Genomic DNA, 20,989 nt, shown 5'->3' with positions numbered 1-20,989 from the left:
ACTTAATGCAGTAGATACGGATAAGATACATGAATCTCAACTTCCTGCTGGCGATACACGCCTAGCAGATCACCTTTAGTATCCGTAGCGAAGAGGACAGAACGTTCCTGTTCCAACAGGAATGTGTAGGTCCGGCCAGTAACTAAATCTTTCACCTCGATCTTCGCATCCTGCGCATATTCCGACACGAAGGTGAAGAGAGCCCCCTTATCAAAGCTCAATTTCCGTCCATAAATACCCGCTAAGTCTCCTCCGTTAATCCATTCAAAATCACATTCCACATGAGCAGCATTCAATGCGTAGCGGTACAGTGCGGATGTAGTTTCACTTCGACTGCTCATTTCAACTGGGACTGGGCTCCAGATGAGCCGTCCCTTACCAAGCGGAATGTTAATGACCGAATCTATAATTGAACTTCCGCTTCCAGCAGATTCATGAATCATTATTTCCTTCGATAATTCAGCAATCCGGCGGTGACCGAAGGAGACAGGTAGTTCTTGACCTTGAAGGTTAAGCACTTCTTCACGGCGCACATTACGCAATTCACGCTTGCCAAGAATATCGTTCAAGCGCTCTGAAGAATGCCAATAAGCATCAATACCAAGTGGGCCAGTAACAAGTAATACCGCACCTGTATCTTCAACGATGTGCAACAACCTTTCCATCGCTGCATCATCGAAGTTATGTGCGCTTGGCAGCATAATAAGCCTCGCAGGATGGTTCTCCAAATCATCTAGCTGGTATTCAGAAGCCCCTCTAAAAGGCATCTTTAGATCATACGAAAGAATTCGGGTAAGCTCTGTTGTAGCAGCGAAAGCCAGCTTCCGGTTAGAGAAATCATTCGAATACGGATACACCACAGCAATCTCTTCCAGCTTCCTATCTCCAAATACGTCACGAATGCCTTCTATAAACTTTCCAAAATCATAGGAGACATCCGCCTCTGGTTTTTCGGTTCCATCTGCTCTTAATGCCCCAATATGGGACTCATTCGCATTATCCATATAGAAGTTGGTATTCCAGATCCAATGTATGGCCCCCGCACCAGCAGTTCCAAACGCATAGGCATATTTGCGTTCAAGAATATTTCGCAGCTCTAGCTCTGAACGTTTGGCTCGTCCATCAGGAGTTTCTACATACATGACGCCAGTCTCTTGAATTAAGTTTGGCTTATTAGGCGTCTTGGCAAAGATGCCATCCCACACCAGATAATCATTAAACCACCAGGAATGTACAGTGGTGTAATCTACCGCTTCTTCATAGAAAAACGGTGAAGGACGCTGCGCTCCTAGCCCTTCATCCTGCCCAACCGTAACCATCTGATCTGGACATTGCTCCTTAATGGTGTCATATAACTGCTTCACCCACCGGTTATGCATATCCATGGAGAACAAGCAATAATCAAGCCAACGCGTCCCTCTTTTAGCGCTGTGCATATCCTGCACATCGAAGTTTATCTCTTTTGCTTCTGGCAGCCTTGCCGATGCAAAGTTCGGAAGCTGTGCAGGTGTCATATTCCAGCGTTCCTGTAGCACTTCGATTTCACCATGTCTATGTTGAAGCCATTCTACAAAAGCTTGTTGCTCAAAACGATCATGACATGCACTCGGACCCTCCGAGAAAATACGTGCCGGATCAAACATTGACGGTTCATTAATAAGATCCCAATCTACATTCGAAGACGCTTTATGACGAGATACAATAGAACGAATGAACCGCTTCTGTGCTTCTACACTTTGTGGGTCCAAATAAGGATTTACCCCTCCCCATGTTTCCGGTGTGAAGGAGAAGAACGTAAAGGTTACCTGCAGATCATGCTTCTTCGCTGTCATGATAAAGGCATCTATCGCTCGCAGTACCTCTTCTGAAACATGACCGTCATCTTGCATCACATTACGATAAGCAGTCCAGATTCCTGTTCGGATCCAGTTAATCCCTGCCTTCCTCATTTGACCCATATCGCGATCCCATACCCCAACGTTCGGCAGAAATAGAAATTTCCGTGCCACATCACTCGTCATATAAGTCATCCCCACAACAGGTAGCGGACGCCCATCTTTTATGAAATAATCTCTTCCACTTGTTATCGGTCCACCTGCTGCCAGAAGTTCAGGGGCATGCCCCCAGAACCCTTGACGTAGAATGCGGACCTCACCATCACTGGCTTCCGATTCGCAGACTACTTGGAACAGACCACTCCTAATTTCCAGAGGAATAGGCACCCGAACGATGTTAAGCTCAGCATTAGCCTTCAACTCTAATTCCTGAGACCAGTGTAATGACGAATCTGATTCATGCTCAACATGAATTGTAAAATTCCATGTCTCTTCATTACTTATTGAAGGTTTTGCCCTCTCAAGCTGCTGAATCTGAAGTGTCAGAGAAGCACGTTCGCCAGACTCATAAGATGCGTAATTGGGCTTAATCCACATCTCCGTAACACCCTTGCAGCAGAACAGAGCCCACTTGGATATCGCGGACAGCCCTTCGTCCTTCCATAAAGAATCCGTTGCAGCCGTATTTACGAACAGCCAGCGTGAGCCTGCAAATAAACCAATCGTATTCTCCCAAAGAACTACTGGAGCAGCAGTTTCCCGACCCTCATGTGTAATTCCCTTCAAAAGCGGGTAAATCCTTGTGCTCATTGGCCCTGCTGATCCCATTTGATGGGGTAAATCACTTGTCTTCGTCGTATGTGGCACAAGGTTCCATGTCTCTGCACTCGCTAGAAAAAGAGCTTCTTGACCCTTAAGCAGAGGAATAACATCCGATGCTAGCAAGGATTGATTGCGAGAACACTCAACACGTAATGCCTCATGAATATATAGCTCTTGATGATAAGAGGTCTGCTCCGCTTCCACATGCCATTGTTCATTTTGCCAGCGAACGGGTTGTTTGAAGGGGGCACCTCCAATGCTGATCAGCCCACCACCTCTTTGCAAATATCCATGAATGTCTATCCATGCCGCTTTTGGAAAATAGGGTGCATGCAGATTAATGAAACATCCGCCTTCGGTTTCCTTAAGCGTTGCTGCAAGCTGATTCGCATTCACGATCGTACCGAACTCACGCATGGATACAATCGCATCGCTAGGAATCGAATTCGAAATTGGAAAATCAGAATCATAGAATATAATTACAGGCCTGCTCATAGTAGTCCTTCCTTCATCGATTTATAGACTAGTTGTGAGAATAGACTATTGGACCAAGCGAACCATTTTCTAGTGAATATATTCGGGTCATCGACATGAAATCCTTCATGCATAAAACCAGTCCCCGCATCCGTTGCCTCTAGCATCGTAAGCATCTCCAGCTTCTCTTCCTTCGTGGAAGCCGTCAAACCTTGCATAGACAATGCCATATGCCAGATATAATCTTTCGGAGTATGTGGACTGCCAATCCCTTTCGCTGCTGTTCCTTCAAAGTAAAAAGGATTCTCCTGGCTCAGTGCAAATCGGCGTGTATTCTGATAAATCTCATCCTCTGCCGTAACATAGCCGAGATAAGGAATCGACATGAGTCCCGGTGTTCCCGCATCATCCATCAAGCAGTAGTTGCCGTAGCCGTCGGTTTCATAGGCGTAGATAGGTCCAAATTTCGGATGACGATAAATACCATATAGCTTGATTCCATGATCAATGTCCGCTTCTAATGCTTTAAGCTCTTTTAGAAATTCAAGATCACGGAATACCCATTCTGCGAATTCCTGCATATGACGTAAGGCAACAACGGCGAACATATTCCCCGGGATATTGTAATGGAAGTCGCACGCATCATCGCTTGATCGGAACCCGGACCAGACCATACCCGTATAATTAACAGGCATACCAAGGCCGTTGTTGCGTAACGTATCTTCAGGTATCCCGTTATTACGCATAAAGCGGTAAGGAGATAATTCAGCATGGCGTTGCTCTGTTCTAAATAAGTTGTATATTTTGACCATTGCTTCCTTAAATCCAGCGTCGAAGATATCAGCCTTCCCCGTTTCTTTCCAATAGGCATAAGCCAGACGCATGGAAAAACAGAGCGAATCGATCTCGAATTTACGTTCCCACACCCAAGGGGACATTTCCGTAATATCGCTAGTGCTCCAATGCCAGTCATTCGCTGTTTCATTAAACGCATTAGCATACGGATCAATATGTATATACTGAATATGACGTTTAATTAGACCGCTAATGATACGTTGAAGATCTGGATCATTCTTCGCAAATGGCACGTAGTGCATAACCTGTTCCACAGAGTCACGCAACCAAGAAGCAGGGATATCACCAGTAATGATGAATGTTGTTCCATCATCCATGAGTTTAGTCGTTGTCTCAAGTGTATTCGGGAAGCAGTTCTTGAAGAGCTGTAATAGTTTAGGCCGATGAGCTAATTTCTCCTCTGCTTCATTTAATACTTCTTGAATCGCTTGTGGCAGTGGCAGCTTCGGCATAGAGATGGCTGGCAGTCTGAATTGTTCCATATCCTCACTCCTCTTGATAAAAATGAGTATAGATAGAGAGACGGGCAGCATAGCTGCCCGTCTCCACTAATCCTATTTGTGCTATCCTTTAGTGATTAATCGTAGGCGTGTTGTAAAGTTTAAAGCCTTATTTCTTTGTCTGGTTCCACTCATCAAGCTGCTTTTGAACTTCTGCAATGACTTTTTCCAGTCCAGCTTCTTTAAATTTCTTGGTTGCTTTTGGCAGATATGTTTTAGGATCAACAGAACCTGTGTATAGAGCTGGCATAAATTCTTTAGTTACGTTGTTGATGGCCGCTACTTCTGTTTTTACAGGTGTAGGATCAAATGCAAAACCGAAGGTAGGAGCTTCTTTAGACGAATCATTAAACTTCTTAAAAGCATCCCATTTATCAGCAGGGTCATCAGCATGCAGATAAGTCAGTAACATATTTCCAAGCGTGAAGCCTGGCATAGCATAGCTATCTTGCATAGCTGGCAGATCTTCAATGACATTGTCGGAGATTTTCTTATAATGAGTGCCTTCAATACCATAGTTGAGCAAATTGCGTAAGTACTTATCTGTGTTCAAAAGATTCAAGAACATCATAGCCCGTTCAGGATCACCTGAGGTTACGGAAATCGCGTGCATCGAACCTGCGGCGGACTGTGTATACACATAAGGCTCATGCATAGGCGAAGTTACAATTTCATAACCTGCTGAACGAGACCAACCTTTTTCTGCATAAGGCTGTGTAATTTCGCGATCGGCAAACCATTTACCGGTCTTAATGTTATCGATACCTTCAAGTGTTGCAACGTCTGGGCGTAAGTAACCTGCTGTGTAAAGTCTACGCATCGTATCTAACGATGTTGCAAGTTCTGGTGTCTCCAGAATATTAACAACCTTGCCATCTGTGGAATCCATGTAGACCCCGATAGGTAGTTCATCACCTAGTACATAGTCAAATGGCATAAATGGTTTAAAGCCTTTAGGAACAGCTAGCGGTGTAATATCCGCAGGCTCATTCTCTTTAATCGTTTTAAGAAGCGGCTCTAGATCATCCAATGTACGAATATTAGAAATGTCCATGTTGTATTTATCAACATATTTTTTATTGAAGCGCCATACCCATTGCTGTCCAAGCTCCTTATTTACAGGCACACCATAGATTTCACCTTTAATCTTAGTTCCTTCTAAGAAACGCGGGTCCAAAACTTCTTTCGTTTCCTTTCCATACTTATCTAGCAGATCATTCAGTCCCAAGAAGGTACCGTTCGCTGCGTTACGGCGGAAATCATTTGTCCAAGAAGAAGTAAAGGCAATATCATAAGGCTCACCAGAAGCGGTGATGACCTGCATCTTCTTATCGTAATCACCCCAATCGAACATCGTAATGTTCAACGTCGCATTAATTTTTTCTTTGGTATATTTGTTAACCTCTTTTAATACAAGATCCAGATCCTTTTGAGGTCCACCAATTAAATACATCTTCAGCTCATACGGCTTTAATTCCGATGAATTCCCTGCTGAATTCCCCGCTGCCGCTGAATTGTTTGTTTCTTTAGCAGCATTTGTATTATTATTCGAACCACATCCAGCAAGAAGGCCAGACAAAAGCATTGTTCCTACAAGAGCGAGCGTTAAACTTTTTTTCGCTTTCATTTCTATTTTCCCCCTTTAGATTAATTTACTTTTTATTTATATCGTTTCCTATATTAGCGACTCGAATAAATACATCTTAGTAGTGTTACTCTTTCAAAGAACCTACGGTTAAGCCTTGTACGAAATACTTTTGGAAGAACGGATACGCTAGTGCTATAGGCAAGGTTGCCAGTACAACCATCGCCATTCGAACCGTTTCTGTCGGCAAGGTCGCAGCAATCTCAAAGCTTGATCCCATCTGCATACTGTTCTGAATGACAAACTCCATATTATTCTGAATTCGCATCAGCATCGCTTGGAGCGGCACAAGACTCGCATCATCAATATACAGCAGCGCATTAAACCAATCATTCCAATAACCCAGCGTACAGAACAGTCCAATCGTTGCAATCCCCGGCAAAGAGATCGGAAGTACAATTTGTAAGAATGTCCGGAACTCCCCTGAACCGTCTATTTTTGCTGCCTCAATTAGCGCATCAGGTACGGTGGTCTGGAAGAAGGTCCGCATTACTAGAATAAAGAATGCATTCATTGCGATTGGTAAGATCAAAGCCCAAATCGTGTTGTACAAGTGTAAAAACTGCGTAGCCACAATATAGTTCGGAACCATTCCGCCTGAGAATAACATCGTAAAGAAGGCAAAGAAGCTGAAGAAATTACGATAGCGAAATGATCTTCGAGAAAGAACATAGGCGTAAGTTGTAATTAGAAACAAACTAATGAGCGTACCTAGTACAGTAACCACTAAGGTAACACCAAAGGACCGAAACAACTGATCACCTGTGTTAAAAACAAACTGATACGCCGCCAAACTAAATTTTTCTGGAATTAAGCTGAATCCATTTAAAGCAAGGACTTTCTCATCCGTAAAAGAAATAGCTATAACAAACAAGAACGGAAACACACAAGTAAAGGCGAAGATTCCAATCACAATATTGAGTACCACATTCCAAAAAGGAGTAATGGCGTTGTTGTCGATTTCCTTATGCTTACGTTTAAATACTTCCATAACGTCAATGACTCCTTTCTAGAATATCGCGTTTTCTTTGCTGATCTTTCTCACAATGGAGTTCGTTACAAGCACCATGATAAATCCAACGATCGATTGATATAAACCAGCTGCTGTACTCATTCCTAGATTTCCTGTCGTACTCATGCTTCGATAAATATAAGTATCGATAACATTCGTTACGGAGTATAGAACACCGGAATCTCGAGGAATTTGATAGAACAACCCGAAGTCCGATCTAAAAATACCACCAATCGCTAGAATAGTAAGCGTAACCATTAAAGGTTTAAGCAGAGGAAGCGTAATAAACTTAATTTGCTGCCATTTGCTAGCCCCATCAATCATAGCTGCTTCATAGTAGGACTTATCGATCCCCGCTATAGCTGCTAAGTAAACCACACTCGAATATCCGATAGATTTCCATATCCCCATGAAAATAAGGATATATGGCCAAAAGCGAGTATCCCCATACCAGGAAACAGGATCGCCTCCGAAGTACACAATCACTTGGTTCAAGATCCCTTTATCTACACTTAGGAAACTGAACGTAAAGAAACTAATAATAACCCAAGAAAGGAAGTAAGGCATAAACATCGCCGTTTGATACGCTTTGGCCATCCGTTTGTTCACAAGTTCATTCAAGGTGATCGCAATGCCCACCGCAAGAACAAGACCGAGAGAGATCAAAGCCAAGTTATAAAGAATCGTATTTCTTGTAATAAGATAGGCGTCTTCTGTTGAGAACAGAAAATTGAAATTTTCAAGTCCAACCCACTTACTATTTAAAACGCTTGCAAAAAATCCATCCCGGTGAATCTTGAAATCCTTAAAGGCAATGATCGTTCCAAACATAGGTAAGTAACAAAAGATTAGGAACCATATTGTCCCTGGTAATACCATAAACCACAGCACTTTATCCTTATTTAAGCTTTTGAAAAATGCAGACACTATTCTACATCCCCCTTCTCTATCCCCAAACAATCCCCGTAATTCCCTTTCGTTCTTATTTCCTTGCCCCTTTAACTATCTTTAATTCTGCGCTATAAAAGCGGTTTCATAAAGTTGAAAAACTCCAGAATGATATGTAAAAATTAAAGATCGCTAGGATAAACGACCATTCCGAGGCTTAAAATTCCTAATAATTTAAACATAAAAAAAAGGAAACATTCTCGTGACCAACGTTCGTGAACCCAACACTTGAACGTGATACCCGGGAACATTTCCTTTATGCTACGACTTTTCTTTTATATACATCTTTCGAAGCTCGGTTGGAGATATGCCTACTGATTTTTTGAATTGGCGATAAAAATATGCTGGATCTAAATACCCTACTTCAGCTGCAATCTCATTGGTTAATAGTGTAGTTTGAAGCAGCAGTTGTCTTGCTTTTTCAATTCGGAATTGATTTACATAATCAGAGAAGCTTCGCCCCATCTCCTTCTGAAATAGCTGTCCCAAGTAAGTAGGATGCATATTCATTCGCTGACTGAGCGTCTTCAGAGATAGCTCTTCTCTATAATGTTTGCTTACTTGATCCACCATATATCTCATATTCGGGCTTAGTTCATCACTCACTAACGATAATTGATCCAGCGTTTCATTCACACTTTCCTGCACATGATGAAGCAGCTGCTCAATGGTATGGATACGTAGTAAAGGATTAAATACAGCACTAAAATTAGAGTTCTTCTCCATTTTCTTAGCGATCAACATTAATTCAATCGCCACGTTGTAATTATCCATGCGGGTGATCATGCCACAACCAAATAGCTTTTCGAAGGTTTCCGCGATAAATTGATTGGCCGCCTCACGTTCACCAGATAACAACAATTTCGTAAAGGCTTCATAATCAATTTCAAGCTTTTCCTCGTGTAACATCATCTTCGATAGTTTATCCACATCTATAATCGGGTAGCTCGGCAGCATCAGATGATCCACATATAAACTCTTCGCTTTGTTATAGCTTTGTGGCACTTCTTGAAACGTATATTCCTTACTTCCTATCGTGATCCAGACAGACTTTCCTAATTCATGCATAATCTCAGATTGAATCTGTTCCAGCATACAATACATCTCTTCTTTGTTCTCATCTTCAGCTGACTCCGCAACAATAAGAACAAGATCACCTTCCATATCTATAAATACAATAACCGTTCCTCGCTTAGATACGGACTGCACAGCGATACGATAACATTCTTCCACAAGTTGATTAGGGTGCAGTTGATGCTGACCCTCCTCCCCTTCATGCTCCGTAATAAGCCGAATCGCAGCCACCGTAAAAAAAGAGCAGTCCAGCGAAATATTCAACACTTTTGAACGATGCATAAGCTCCTGTCGATCTATATTTCCAGTGACCCAGCGATTTAGAATATTGTTACGTAAAACTTGCTGATCCTCCTTCGCATGAAATTGTTCAACATCCTCTTGATTGAGGACTTCAACAATTTGTTCGATGGTCGATTCCAATTCTTTTATATTAATGGGTTTAAGAATATAATTCTCAATGCCTAGACTCATTCCGGCTTTTAAATACTCAAATTGCTCATAGCCGCTTAGGATAATAAATCTCATTTTTGAATCAAAACACTTGATTTGTTGAATCAACTCAAGACCCGTAAGCTTTGGCATCGTAATATCTGTAATTAATATGTCTATGGCTTCGTTATGCCGATGCAGAAATTCTAAAGCTTCTTCCCCATTACCCGCTTGACCTGCGATTCTAAGTCCATAATCTTCCCATTCGATCACTGAACGTAATCCTTCAAGAATAAGAGGTTCATCATCCACAATAAGTATGTTGTGCATTATTTAGTACTCTCCCTTACCACTGGTATATTCATGATGACTGTTGTTCCTTCACCTAGTTCACTAGCAATCGTTAACCCATATTCAGTCCCGTAATAAAGTTTAATCCGCTCATTCACATTACATAGTCCGAGCGAGGACGGTGGTGCATCCATTCGCATACTGACTTGAAGCGTTTGTTGTAGTTCCATAAGCTTGCTTGGAATAATCCCGTTTCCGTTATCTCTGATAGCGATTTGAATTTCCCCGTCTGCTTCAGTAACTTCAATCCGTATTAGGTTATCGAAACGCTCGGGCCTGAATCCGTGAACAATATAATTTTCTATGACCGGCTGGATGAGCAATTTAACGATAGAACAATTCATGGCCACTGGACTTATCCGCGACTCGATTTGAAGCTTATCTTGATGTCTAATCTGAAACAACTCAAGGTACAGATTGCAGTATTCAATTTCATCCGCGATGGTAACAACCATATTCTTCTTAATCATCGTTCGGAATAATGTCGATAAAATGTAAATCATCTGACCTACGTCCTTCGCACCTTGCGAGATGGCCCGCATCCTTATAGCTTCAAGCGTGTTATATAAAAAATGCGGATTAATCTGCGACTGGAGAGCCACAAGCTCTGCATTTTTTTGCGTAATTTCTGAAATGTAAACTTTATTAATATATAACTCTAATCGCTCACACATATAGTTAAAATTGTTTGCAATGAGCTGCAATTCATCCTCCCGATTAAGGTGAATCCGTGTGCTTAAGTCGCCTTCCTGTAAGCGCTTCATAGATTTGACAATGATCTTCACTTTTTTAGAGAAACGTAAAATGATTCCGTATGTAATCGCCATTGCCGCAACAATTAATGCGGCCGTAATCCCGATAATCCAATTTCGTACAACAAGCATTTCTTTATTGACCTGCGACTTCTGAATGATTCCTGCTACGATAAGACCTGAGCTATTCGTTGTATTTAAGTTAACCTTGGATATGCCATCCAGTGCCGTCCAGCCGTCTGAATAAAGACCAGCGATATGTGGATACTGCTGTCCCATATACCTGCCTAAGGAATCATATATGACGTCTCCGCTTGGTGTTAGAACTAACACTTGGCCATTACTCTCGGTGCCTTTCGTACCCAGCCATTTTGAAATAAGTTCAGCGTCAAAATCAATTATGAGCATACCTATCGTTTTCAACGAAATCGGATCTTTAAGTTCCCTGGTCATCGTATACAAATTGTTATTGTCTTCCCTTATTTCCTTAAGTAATAATTTTTTTTCATGCGAAATCCAACCATTCTTGGGTAAGGGTGATTTTTGCTCAGAAATATCTATATCTCTCTTGTAGAGTTGTCGTGTATTATTTTTATATAAATAATAAAATTCTTTTTCAGTGCTATATAAGATAACGTCAGAAATGCCGCTTTTTTGATTCAAATACGTTTTGAAATAAGTATCGAACGTATGGGGTACAAAGCTCCCAATTTCAGCAAACTGATCTAAACGATATTTGAGATAATCTCCATAATCATGTTGCAAAAAGTAGGACAAATCCTCACTTACAGAAGCATCACTATAAATTTGCTGAATGGCCAATTGGATCCCTTCGTACTGCTGATTCATATATAAACTCACGTAATCCAATACCTCTCGATTAGCATCAACATGTTGACGCGTGATCGTCTGTTCATAGTATTTATAAACGGTAATGGAAGAGGCAATGAGCGTAATAATGATGATGGATGAATATATAGCTAAAATTTTATTAAACAGTTTTTTCCGTAAATGATTTTGATAAAATTTCTTTATATTCAACAAATTCACCTTCCTTCAAAATCTAACCTTTAGGATTAGAAGCTTAACACCACCTTTCTTTTTGTGCAATGGGAGCGCATTCATTTTTAGATGTAAATCTTTCCTCCTTGCAACCTTTTTCTTTATCATGAGTTTACATATCGCTTAAAATCGTCTATAGTTGGTTTCTACCCCCCAAACAAACCTGTAATCACCCTATAAGTCTTATCATCCTCGTCCCCCATCAAGATTATGGAGGGCTATTACTCATGTTTCTAACCAAACGTAAACTCAACTCCCAACTAAACGAGATTTCCGAATATCGTTACCGGGATCGAATACACATTCCTTTTTTCAATTCCATGATTGACGAACAAGGTGAAATTGCGGCGGAACCACCTGTGGATGGAGAATGGTCTAAGCTACAGGTTGGCGATACCTGGAAAGGCCGCGATTTGTATTTATGGCTAACGACACAGATAGACGTACCCGCCTCTTGGGCAGGACGCAGGGTACTGGGTCGATTTGATTTTGGCGAGACGGGTGCTGGAAACAACTCCGGCTTTGAATCCCTGTTCTTTTACAACGGCAAGCCCTATCAAGGTGTAGATTCCAATCATACAGAAGTGTTTTTGCCAGATGAAACGGTAGGTACGAAGCTTCCACTGACCTTCCGGTTATGGTCTGGACTAGAAGGTGGCGGCCCAAAGAAAGATCAAACCCATGGCATTCGTATGGCTGAAATTTGTTGGCTGGACGAAGCAACGGATGATTTCTATTTTACCGCGCTTGCTGTAGTTGAGACGCTGAACGTACTTGATTCCAAAACACCAGAGTATACACAGCTACTAAGTACAGTTGACCGCTCGTTTCTTCTGATTGACTGGTCTCGTCCAGGTTCAGAGCTCTTCTACGCTTCCATCGAGGAAGCTCGTAATTATTTGCGTGATGAAATTAATAAAATGGAGAAGTCTTCGCCAGTTACTGTTACCTGTATTGGTCATACCCATATTGATGTAGCTTGGTTATGGCAATTGAAGCATACCCGTGAGAAATGTGCGCGTTCCTTCTCGACCGTACTCCGTCTGATGGAAATGTTCCCGGACTATACTTTTTTACAGACTCAACCTCAGCTTTATGAATACATCAAGAATGATTATCCGGAAATCTATGAGAAGATTCGTGAACGTGTAGCTGAAGGACGCTGGGAAGCTGGCGGTGGCATGTGGCTCGAGGCAGATTGTAACTTGACCTCAGGTGAGTCTCTTGTCCGTCAATTGCTGTATGGTACTCGCTTCTTACGTAATGAATTTGGTGTTGAATGTGATTATTTATGGTTGCCGGACGTATTTGGCTATAGCTGGTCCTTGCCGCAAATTCTAAAAAAATCAGGAATCAATACGTTTATGACCACGAAAATTAGCTGGAATCAATACAACCGCATGCCACATGATACCTTCCAATGGCGTGGTATTGATGGCACTGAAGTATTAACCCATTTCATTACAACGCCAGAGCCTTGGTCTGAAGAAGATTCTTGGTTCTATACTTATAATGGCCGCATCATTCCTAAGACTGTAAAAGGCATTTGGGATACGTACCGGGATAAAGAAGTGAATCGTAATCTGTTACTTTCTTACGGATATGGTGATGGCGGCGGCGGGGTTAACCGTGAAATGCTAGAGATGCGCCGCAGACTCAATGACCTCCCAGGGCTTCCGAAGATTGAAACAGGAACAGCGGGAGATTACTTCCGTAACCTGCAAGACACCGTTGCAAATACAGATCGTTATGTCCATGTGTGGGATGGCGAGCTTTACTTAGAATATCACCGTGGCACGTACACTAGCCAAGCCTACAATAAGCGGATGAACCGCAAGCTTGAACTGCTATACCGCGAGGCGGAATGGCTAAACGCACTGCAAAGTGTAGTGTCTGAAGATTGGTCGAACTATCGTCAGACCGATCTAGATGAAGGCTGGAGAATTATTCTACGGAACCAATTCCATGATATTATTCCAGGTTCTTCGATTCGTGAAGTGTATGAAGACAGTACGATTGAATATGCTCAAGCTGAAGCCATTGGTCAATCTGTATGGGAACAATCTACGAAGGCACTAGTGAACGGAAGTGAAGCCGGTAAATATACTATCTGGAACAATGCTTCTTGGGAATTGACTGAGCTCGTAGAAATTACTATAGAGCCTGGCATGGAAACAGGACATTGGATAAACATAGAAGGTAAACCGTTGAAAGCTCAGCGTGAAGGTGACCGTTGGATCATTGAAGTGTCCGACATTCCTTCTCTCGGATACACCACCATCTCCTTTGTAGAAGATGTAATTACTGAGCCATCCAGCTCTCCATTCAAGCTGAATGAATCAGGAATTTCAACGCCTCACCTTGAAATAGCGTGGAACGAGCAAGGTCAATTGTCATCCATCTATGATAAACACGAACAGCGTCAAGTATTAGCTAATGGAAGTCACGGTAACGTGTTCCAAGTGTTTGAGGATAAACCATTAGCACATGAAGCTTGGGACATTGACATCTACTATCAGCAAAAAATGCGCGAAGTGATCGACTGCACTAGCATTGAAGTCATAGAAAATGGTTCATTGCGTTGTATTGTGCAATTCACATGGAGCTATATGGATTCCACGATTAAACAGCAAATGATCTTACACGCTGTGCATCGTCGTATCGACTTCGTGACGAACGTAGACTGGCATGAGAAAAAACAGCTAATGAAAGTAGCCTTCCCTGTTGCGATAAGAGCTACCGAAGCCACTTATGATATCCAGTTCGGTAATGTTAAGCGTCCAACACACTGGAACACTAGCTGGGATTACGCTAGATTCGAGACTGTGGGTCACCAGTGGGCAGATTTATCTGATCGTGGTTATGGCGTTAGCTTGCTGAATGACTGCAAATATGGCTACGACATCAAGGATAATGTGATGCGTTTATCCCTAATCAAATCGGCAACGCACCCTGACCCTGAAGCGGATCAAGGCGAGCACACATTCATGTATTCTATCCTGCCGCATACTGGTGATTGGCTACAAGGTGACACAGTCCGTCAAGCCTGGTCCATCAACAATCCACTGCGTAGCACCAAGGGGCAAGCTGAAGTGGAAGCTAAGTCTATGATTCGTCTTTCAACGGATACGGTTATGGTATCTGCCCTTAAGAAATCTGAGGATGGACACAAATTAATCGTTCGTGTTCACGACTATTCCGGAAGCCGCCAGCAAATTGATATGACGAGCGACTTGAACATTATTTCATGGCAAGAGTGCAATCTAATGGAACGTCCTGAAGGTGAGGTTCATACTGAACCTGTTATTACCTTTGTACTTGAACCTTACGAAATTAGAACATTTGAAATCGAAGTGTAGATCCTAATTAAATGAAGTAACATACAAAATCGGGGTGTCCCTGTAGCCATGTATAAAAGGCTGCGAGGACACCCCGTTTTTCGAGTATGATTGTTTCTTTCGCATTTTAAGTATACACGTTGCGCAATGAGTTAACGTAGCGTATACTCCAATTAAGGGAGAGATGTATATGAGAAGAATGGGGAAAATTACGATATTCACAGGCATTGGATTATTGAGTCTTGCTTTGATTGCTATTCTTGCGATTAGCGCTTTTGTGATCAAGAGACCGGTGACCACCACCCCCGTAATCACGGAAGTGAAGCCTTATCAGTGGAATAAAGTCAAGCTGGACGGAAATGTCATTTCAAGTGATGGATCAGAGTATTTTATCTGGAATAAAAAGGGGGAGACTAATAACTGGATCATCTTCTTTTCCGGGGGAGGGGCCAGTTGGGATGCCCAAAGCGCCGCGCACCCCATCAAGCTAATGAACTTCATTAAAGGTGGAGATACGGGCAACTATTTCCCGAACATCCCCTTCTATATGCTGACATTGCTGAGAGGCATGATGGATACGGATAACCCTGACAATCCTTTTCATGGCTGGAATGTGGTCTACCTTCCCTATTCGACCGGTGATTTCCATATCGGCAACCGCACAGTTGAATATAAAAAAGAAGACGGCAGCACCTTTACTATGCGTTATAACGGCAGCAATAATGTGCGAAGCAGCCTTGATTGGATATATACCAACGTAGATAAACCCGACAAACTACTGATTGCCGGCGAAAGCGCTGGTGGATTCGGGTCCGCCTTCTGGGCTCCGGAGATTGCCTCTCATTACAAAGACTCCGAGCTCTTCCAATATTCAGACAGTTCCTTCCTGAAATCAGACAAGTGGCCAAATGTTGTGAATAAGGAATGGCAGGCAGACTTCGTTAAGAACTTTGGGTATACCCCCGAAGCGGATATCATCGGGGCAGCATTTAAAGCGAACGGTCATCTACTGCCTGAGAATGCGGTAATATTGCAATCCTACTCGGTATTTGACGAGATTCTGATCCACTTTCAGAACAACATCAACGATTACACGGGGCCTAGAGATCAACGCATTATTAATGAATGGTCACAGGAAATGCGCCAATCTGTATCTTCTTTGGCTGCCACTTTACCTAATTATTATTACTATCTGACCGACTTTGGGCTGAACGCTAAGACGGGTACAACTCCGCACACTTTTGCCACCAGAGAGACCTTCTTTCAGGCTGAGCAGGATGGCGTGAAGCTTCTAAAATGGCTCGGTGATGCGGTCAAACAGCAGAAACCCTATTCCGTGGGCAGCAAGTTCCTCACGACTTCGAAGCCAGCTCAGAAATAGCACAGAATTAGCGAAATACTCGCACAAGGCAGGAGAGAAAATTAATGAATTTGCGTGAAAAGCAGATGCAAATGACGAGGGAGATCATTAAGGATGCAGCGCTGAGCTTGTTCTGTGCTCAAGGTATTGAGCGCACAGATATGGCTCAGATTGCGGAACAAGCCGGTGTCTCCCGGCGTACTTTGTATCATCATTATAAGGACAAAGAAGAATTAGCTGCTCAAATTTATGTTGAGAACCTGGAGCGGATGTTTGGACAGCTGCTGTTTGATTTTGATTTTGAACAGCCGGTACAATCACTTGAGAACATTCTGGATAAATATTTGGCGCTGAGAGATCATCAGGAGTCACTGATTTACTATGATGCCATTTTTGGAGTTTACTACAGCACCCTTTCTAAGAATCCTGCGGAGCTGCCTGACTTTAAGAAGGCTATGGAAGGCTGGTATTCACGACTTATACTGCTTGAGACAACTGCAGTGGCTCCCGAGGAAAAAAATAAGTGGCTAGGTATTCTACAGAAATCCACCCACCTGTATTTCATGTATTTACAAAAAGCTGTTATTATTACGCATCAGCGAGGTGGTGTGGTTACGGAGGAAGACCGGGCAACGGACCGACAATTCAAGGATTTTATTATGCATGGCGTACGGCATTCCCGATGATTAAAAGAGTCTTTTCGTAATAGGTTTCATTTCGGTATAATATACCAATCGGTATTAGTGCGGCTCTAGTTAATGGAAGGAGCAATGGCTGAAATGGACATTGGCAAATATGAGAATCTAGTTCCAAATGTTTTTTTGTTCGTCGACCGCAGATCCTTCCCGGATTGGGAGATAACGAGGAGCAAAATTGATTTCCATGACCTTACCTTCATTGTGGAAGGGAAATCGAACTATTTTATTAATGGGGAGAAATTTACGGTTGAAGCTGGTGATATGCTCTATGCACCTTCCGGAAGTATTCGGGAAGCGCAGACCTTTAAGGAGGCACCCATGCGTTCTTTTGCGTTTAATTTCTTCTGGGAGGGGGAGGACAATCATGTGCGGCTCCCTTTTGAGACCGTAACCAAAAACTTGAGAACTAAAGAGATCCTAGCGGACATCAAAGATTTCTCGCATGTATGGATGGGCAAACAGCCTTTTTATAAAATGAAGGCCAGAGCCATTTTTCAACTGATCGTGTATCGTCTGTTAAGCATAACCCACCATCAAGAGACACCTCTGATCGATCTGAGAATCCAAAAAGTAATGACCTATATTATGGATCATTATTCGGAGGAAGTTACGATCAAGGAACTAGCTGATTTGGTTGCCTTAAACCCAGTATATCTTGGCAAGCTGTTCAAGCAAAACACCGGTTCCACCTATAAAGAATTCATAAATAAAGTACGGGTGAACAATGCCGAGATGATTCTGTCCGCAGGTGGCTTCAATGTGTCCGAAGTAGCAGAGCATTGTGGTTATCAAGATGTCGCCTACTTCAGTAATGTTTTCAAAAATATCAAGGGTTATCCTCCGTCATCTGCCTTGAAATAACGGAGGATCCTGAACCATTCGGGGATTCAACCCTTTAATTAGCTCTAACTATGAATTAGTGCGTCCCCCTAGTATAGAAGCTCTCCTCTGGGCCCAAATAGGAATACGGCAGCTCCGCAGCGGACAACACAAGCTTTTGCAGGACCAGGCCCGCATCCAATCCGTAAAAGCGGAGGGTATGGATACCCTTCGTTAAAGCATGAATGGTGGTCACGGTATGGATATTATTCATAACTGCGCGGCACCACGGTTCATTATCATGATTGCCGCCCGCAAAATCCGTAGGTAGAGCATCCGTAATCACTGGTGTCTGTGCATCGAAGCCTATCGCATATTTTAATCCACTGGACTGTGACAGGTTGTTCGTTGGGGCAATGTACGCCGTTAAGCTGTAATCTGCAGCCTGCTGTACTAAAACCCGATATTCCAGATAAGGTGCACACTCCGGTTGTTCAAACGATACAGCATTTGGAAACATTTTAACCGAGGATAAAGAACGCCCATAGTTAGCAATGGTCTTCCATTCCACCCCTGATTGTGCAACACGGCTTGAGGTATGCTCCGCTTCAATTGCCAGTCTATTATGCGCCTCGATAAAGGTCATCGCTGGCATATCCTGAATGTCAGTCCAGTCCACAGCTACATTCACCTTAACGGTGCCCCCGGCACCAGAGATCGTAATTTCACCCTTCGATGTCTCGCGAACCTTTTCCCAATCTACAGAAACCTGTAAGCTCTCCCCAGCCTTGATCCAACCCGATGTTTTCTCAAGCTTGACCCAAGCTACACTGCTTCTTGCCTGATATTCAAAGCCCGCTTCTCCACCGTTGCTGATAGTAATGCAATAGTTTTCTTTTTGCAGATTTGTAAATACCGGTAGCTTTGCCGTACCCGCAACATACGCTTGCTCCGTACCTTCAACATCAACAATCAATATTGAGCCTTTAGCGGGAATCAACGTGCTCACCTCTGGATATTTCCACCCTTCTGCATTCCAGTGAATATACCCGACATGAGGGGAACTCATCATTCCTTGCCATTTTCCTTCTGAAATTTCGTTATTATAAAACTGCTCCAGATGTTTATCCCTATTGATGGCTTCATGAGTCAGAGTAGCGTAAGTGTTTGCCAATACACTGCCTCGTCCAGTATATAGCTCGTTAAGCCCAGCATATATTTGCATTTTGAGCACATTGGCTGAGGCAGCAGCAGGGAAATATACAAGCTGGTAGTACGCATCTTTTAATGATTCAGGAATAAGAGCAAGGTATTGGTCAGCGGCATTCTCCATCCTAATCGCCTGTTCCAGAACTGTCTGTGCCTCATTGTAATGGATTGGACTGAAGGTTGACGGATAAATAATCTCCGGCTTGCGGCGGCCGTTCATTCGGGTATAATCACTCAGCAATTGCGCAATGCCCAGGCATGTCTCTTGTTCCAGTGCATATCCGAACTGCTGCTCTACCCATCGTTTGGTATATTCCTCAGTCCGATTAATCGCTCCGGTACCCCAACCTTCAAAGTCATAGGCCAAATCCATAAAGTAAGAAATGGGCAATTCCATAGGCTTCAAATCCCCGACGTTCACAATCCATACATCACGGATGCCATAGTCGAATGCCATACACATTTGCTCCCATACCTTTTCCAGCGGAATCGTATTTAACCATTCATAGGAATGCGGACCACCATGATAGTCAAAATGATAATACATCCCCCACCCTGCACTCCGATCGCGTTCGTGTTCCGTTGGGATTTTGCGGAGATTGCCAAAGTTATCATCTGCCAGCAGGATCGTAACATCATTCAGGACTTCCCAGTCCTTTAAGCCTTTAACCTCAGCAGTGCCATACCAATACTTCTCCACTTCCTTGTATACGGCTAGAATTTGGGGCGAGTGCTCAAGATTATATTTCTTTAATAAGTCTTTTTGCGTAAGGATGATGTCCTTCAGCAAGTCAATATTCTCCTGGTCGGAGCCCTCCAGCGCAGAATCACTTTCTCCCCGCATCCCTAATGTGATTAAATTGTCAAAGTCCCGATTCCGTTTGATTCCATCTTCCCAGAAATCTGTAATGGCCTGTTTGTTTCGGGCAAAATCCCATAGGTTACTTGTTCCATATTGGTTGTATACCTTCTGCCATTCACTGCCTGCCCGAAATAAAGGTTCATGATGGGAGGTTCCCATTATAATGCCGTATTCCTGTGCATGCTGGGCGTTGGCGATTGGATTGCTTTTACCGTTAAGGCTGAATTCGGCACTCCACATCGCTGGCCATAAATAATTCCCCTTTAATCGAAGAATTAGTTCAAACACCTTGTCATAGAAATCTTCATTAAAATCACCAAATCTTTGAGTTACCCAAGAGCCCAAGGACGGCCAGTCGTCATTCAAAAAAATCCCCCTGTATTTAACCGAAGGTTCTTTGGAGATCATATGTAGCTGGTTATCGGACAGGATCAAAGTTGCTTTCTTCTCTGGTACAACATCTGCCCAATATTCCCACGGACTAACGCCAATTTTTTCAGAGATGGAATAGATCCCGTACATCGTCCCGCGTTTATCGCTCCCCACAATGACGAGCGCCTTGTCCACTCCTGCTGTCGGTTCTTCAACTACCTGAATTTTATAACATTCCCTTTTCCCTTGAATGGCGGACACGTCCACTGTTCCCTCCGCAATTAAACGATCAATAAGCTCATTACTGCCGATCGATCCAGCGATTATAACGGTTCCATCCAATTCCTGCAATTGTGTATATATCTCAGGTTCTACCTCCGTTACCTGTTTAACATCTGCTGCAAAAGACTGAGCCACGCGGCGCAAACCGGCATAATCCTTCCCTTTGGGATCCAAGTAAATCTTAGCAGCTTTGCCCTGCTTCACAAGGTTTAATTCCTGCGTAGGCATGATTATTCTCCCCTTAAGCATCCTATTTTCGTATGACTAGGCACATTATATAAGTAAGC

The 20,989-nt window shown here is 42.9% G+C and carries 12 protein-coding genes; 4 read left to right on the top strand and 8 right to left on the bottom strand.

Features of this window, described 5'->3' with window-relative positions; genetic code table 11:
* Positions 1-2: 2 nt before the first annotated feature.
* From R50345_RS11010 to R50345_RS10980, 7 genes are all read right to left on the bottom strand, one after another.
* Entirely contained in the window at positions 3-3,152 is a 3,150-nt protein-coding gene (locus R50345_RS11010; protein WP_042126482.1) for a beta-galactosidase, read from the bottom strand.
* Entirely contained in the window at positions 3,149-4,468 is a 1,320-nt protein-coding gene (locus R50345_RS11005; protein WP_042126480.1) for a glycoside hydrolase family 125 protein, read from the bottom strand. Before R50345_RS11005 ends, R50345_RS11010 begins: the two co-directional genes overlap by 4 nt.
* Positions 4,469-4,595: 127 nt before the next feature.
* Positions 4,596-6,113, bottom strand: coding sequence for an ABC transporter substrate-binding protein (locus tag R50345_RS11000; RefSeq protein WP_042126477.1), 1,518 nt, complete (start codon positions 6,111-6,113; stop codon positions 4,596-4,598).
* Between the two features lie 85 nt (positions 6,114-6,198).
* Positions 6,199-7,122, bottom strand: coding sequence for a carbohydrate ABC transporter permease (locus R50345_RS10995; protein ID WP_042126475.1), 924 nt, complete (start codon positions 7,120-7,122; stop codon positions 6,199-6,201).
* 18 nt (positions 7,123-7,140) lie between these two features.
* Positions 7,141-8,022 carry an ABC transporter permease gene (locus tag R50345_RS10990; RefSeq protein ID WP_042132076.1) on the bottom strand — a complete coding sequence of 294 codons (882 nt, stop codon included), beginning with the start codon at positions 8,020-8,022 and terminating at the stop codon, positions 7,141-7,143.
* Between the two features lie 330 nt (positions 8,023-8,352).
* Positions 8,353-9,927 (bottom strand): response regulator transcription factor, encoded by a 1,575-nt coding sequence (locus R50345_RS10985; RefSeq protein ID WP_042126474.1) that lies wholly within the window; start codon positions 9,925-9,927, stop codon positions 8,353-8,355.
* Entirely contained in the window at positions 9,927-11,741 is a 1,815-nt protein-coding gene (locus R50345_RS10980) for a sensor histidine kinase (RefSeq protein ID WP_052414562.1), read from the bottom strand. The genes R50345_RS10985 and R50345_RS10980 overlap by 1 nt, the downstream gene beginning before the upstream one ends.
* Positions 11,742-11,989: 248 nt before the next feature.
* On the opposite strand from R50345_RS10980, the gene R50345_RS10975 reads away from it, so the two are divergent.
* From R50345_RS10975 to R50345_RS10960, 4 genes are all read left to right on the top strand, one after another.
* Positions 11,990-15,121 (top strand): alpha-mannosidase, encoded by a 3,132-nt coding sequence (locus tag R50345_RS10975; RefSeq protein WP_042126469.1) that lies wholly within the window; start codon positions 11,990-11,992, stop codon positions 15,119-15,121.
* A gap of 169 nt (positions 15,122-15,290) precedes the next feature.
* Positions 15,291-16,481: a pectin acetylesterase-family hydrolase gene (locus R50345_RS10970; RefSeq protein ID WP_052414561.1), complete on the top strand. Its 1,191-nt coding sequence runs from the start codon at positions 15,291-15,293 to the stop codon at positions 16,479-16,481.
* 44 nt (positions 16,482-16,525) lie between these two features.
* Positions 16,526-17,146 carry a TetR/AcrR family transcriptional regulator gene (locus R50345_RS30260; RefSeq protein WP_052414560.1) on the top strand — a complete coding sequence of 207 codons (621 nt, stop codon included), beginning with the start codon at positions 16,526-16,528 and terminating at the stop codon, positions 17,144-17,146.
* Positions 17,147-17,239: 93 nt separating this feature from the next.
* Entirely contained in the window at positions 17,240-18,019 is a 780-nt protein-coding gene (locus tag R50345_RS10960) for an AraC family transcriptional regulator (protein ID WP_042126465.1), read from the top strand.
* 55 nt (positions 18,020-18,074) lie between these two features.
* Here the strand turns inward: R50345_RS10960 and R50345_RS10955 are convergent, their stop codons facing one another.
* Positions 18,075-20,930, bottom strand: a complete 2,856-nt coding sequence (locus R50345_RS10955; RefSeq protein WP_042126463.1) for a glycosyl hydrolase 115 family protein — start codon at positions 20,928-20,930, stop codon at positions 18,075-18,077.
* Positions 20,931-20,989: the final 59 nt, after the last annotated feature.

The sequence above is a fragment of the Paenibacillus sp. FSL R5-0345 genome (genome assembly GCF_000758585.1).
In the GTDB taxonomy this organism is placed as follows: Bacteria; Bacillota; Bacilli; order Paenibacillales; family Paenibacillaceae; genus Paenibacillus_AQ.
This window is presented reverse-complemented; position numbering and strand designations above follow the sequence as displayed.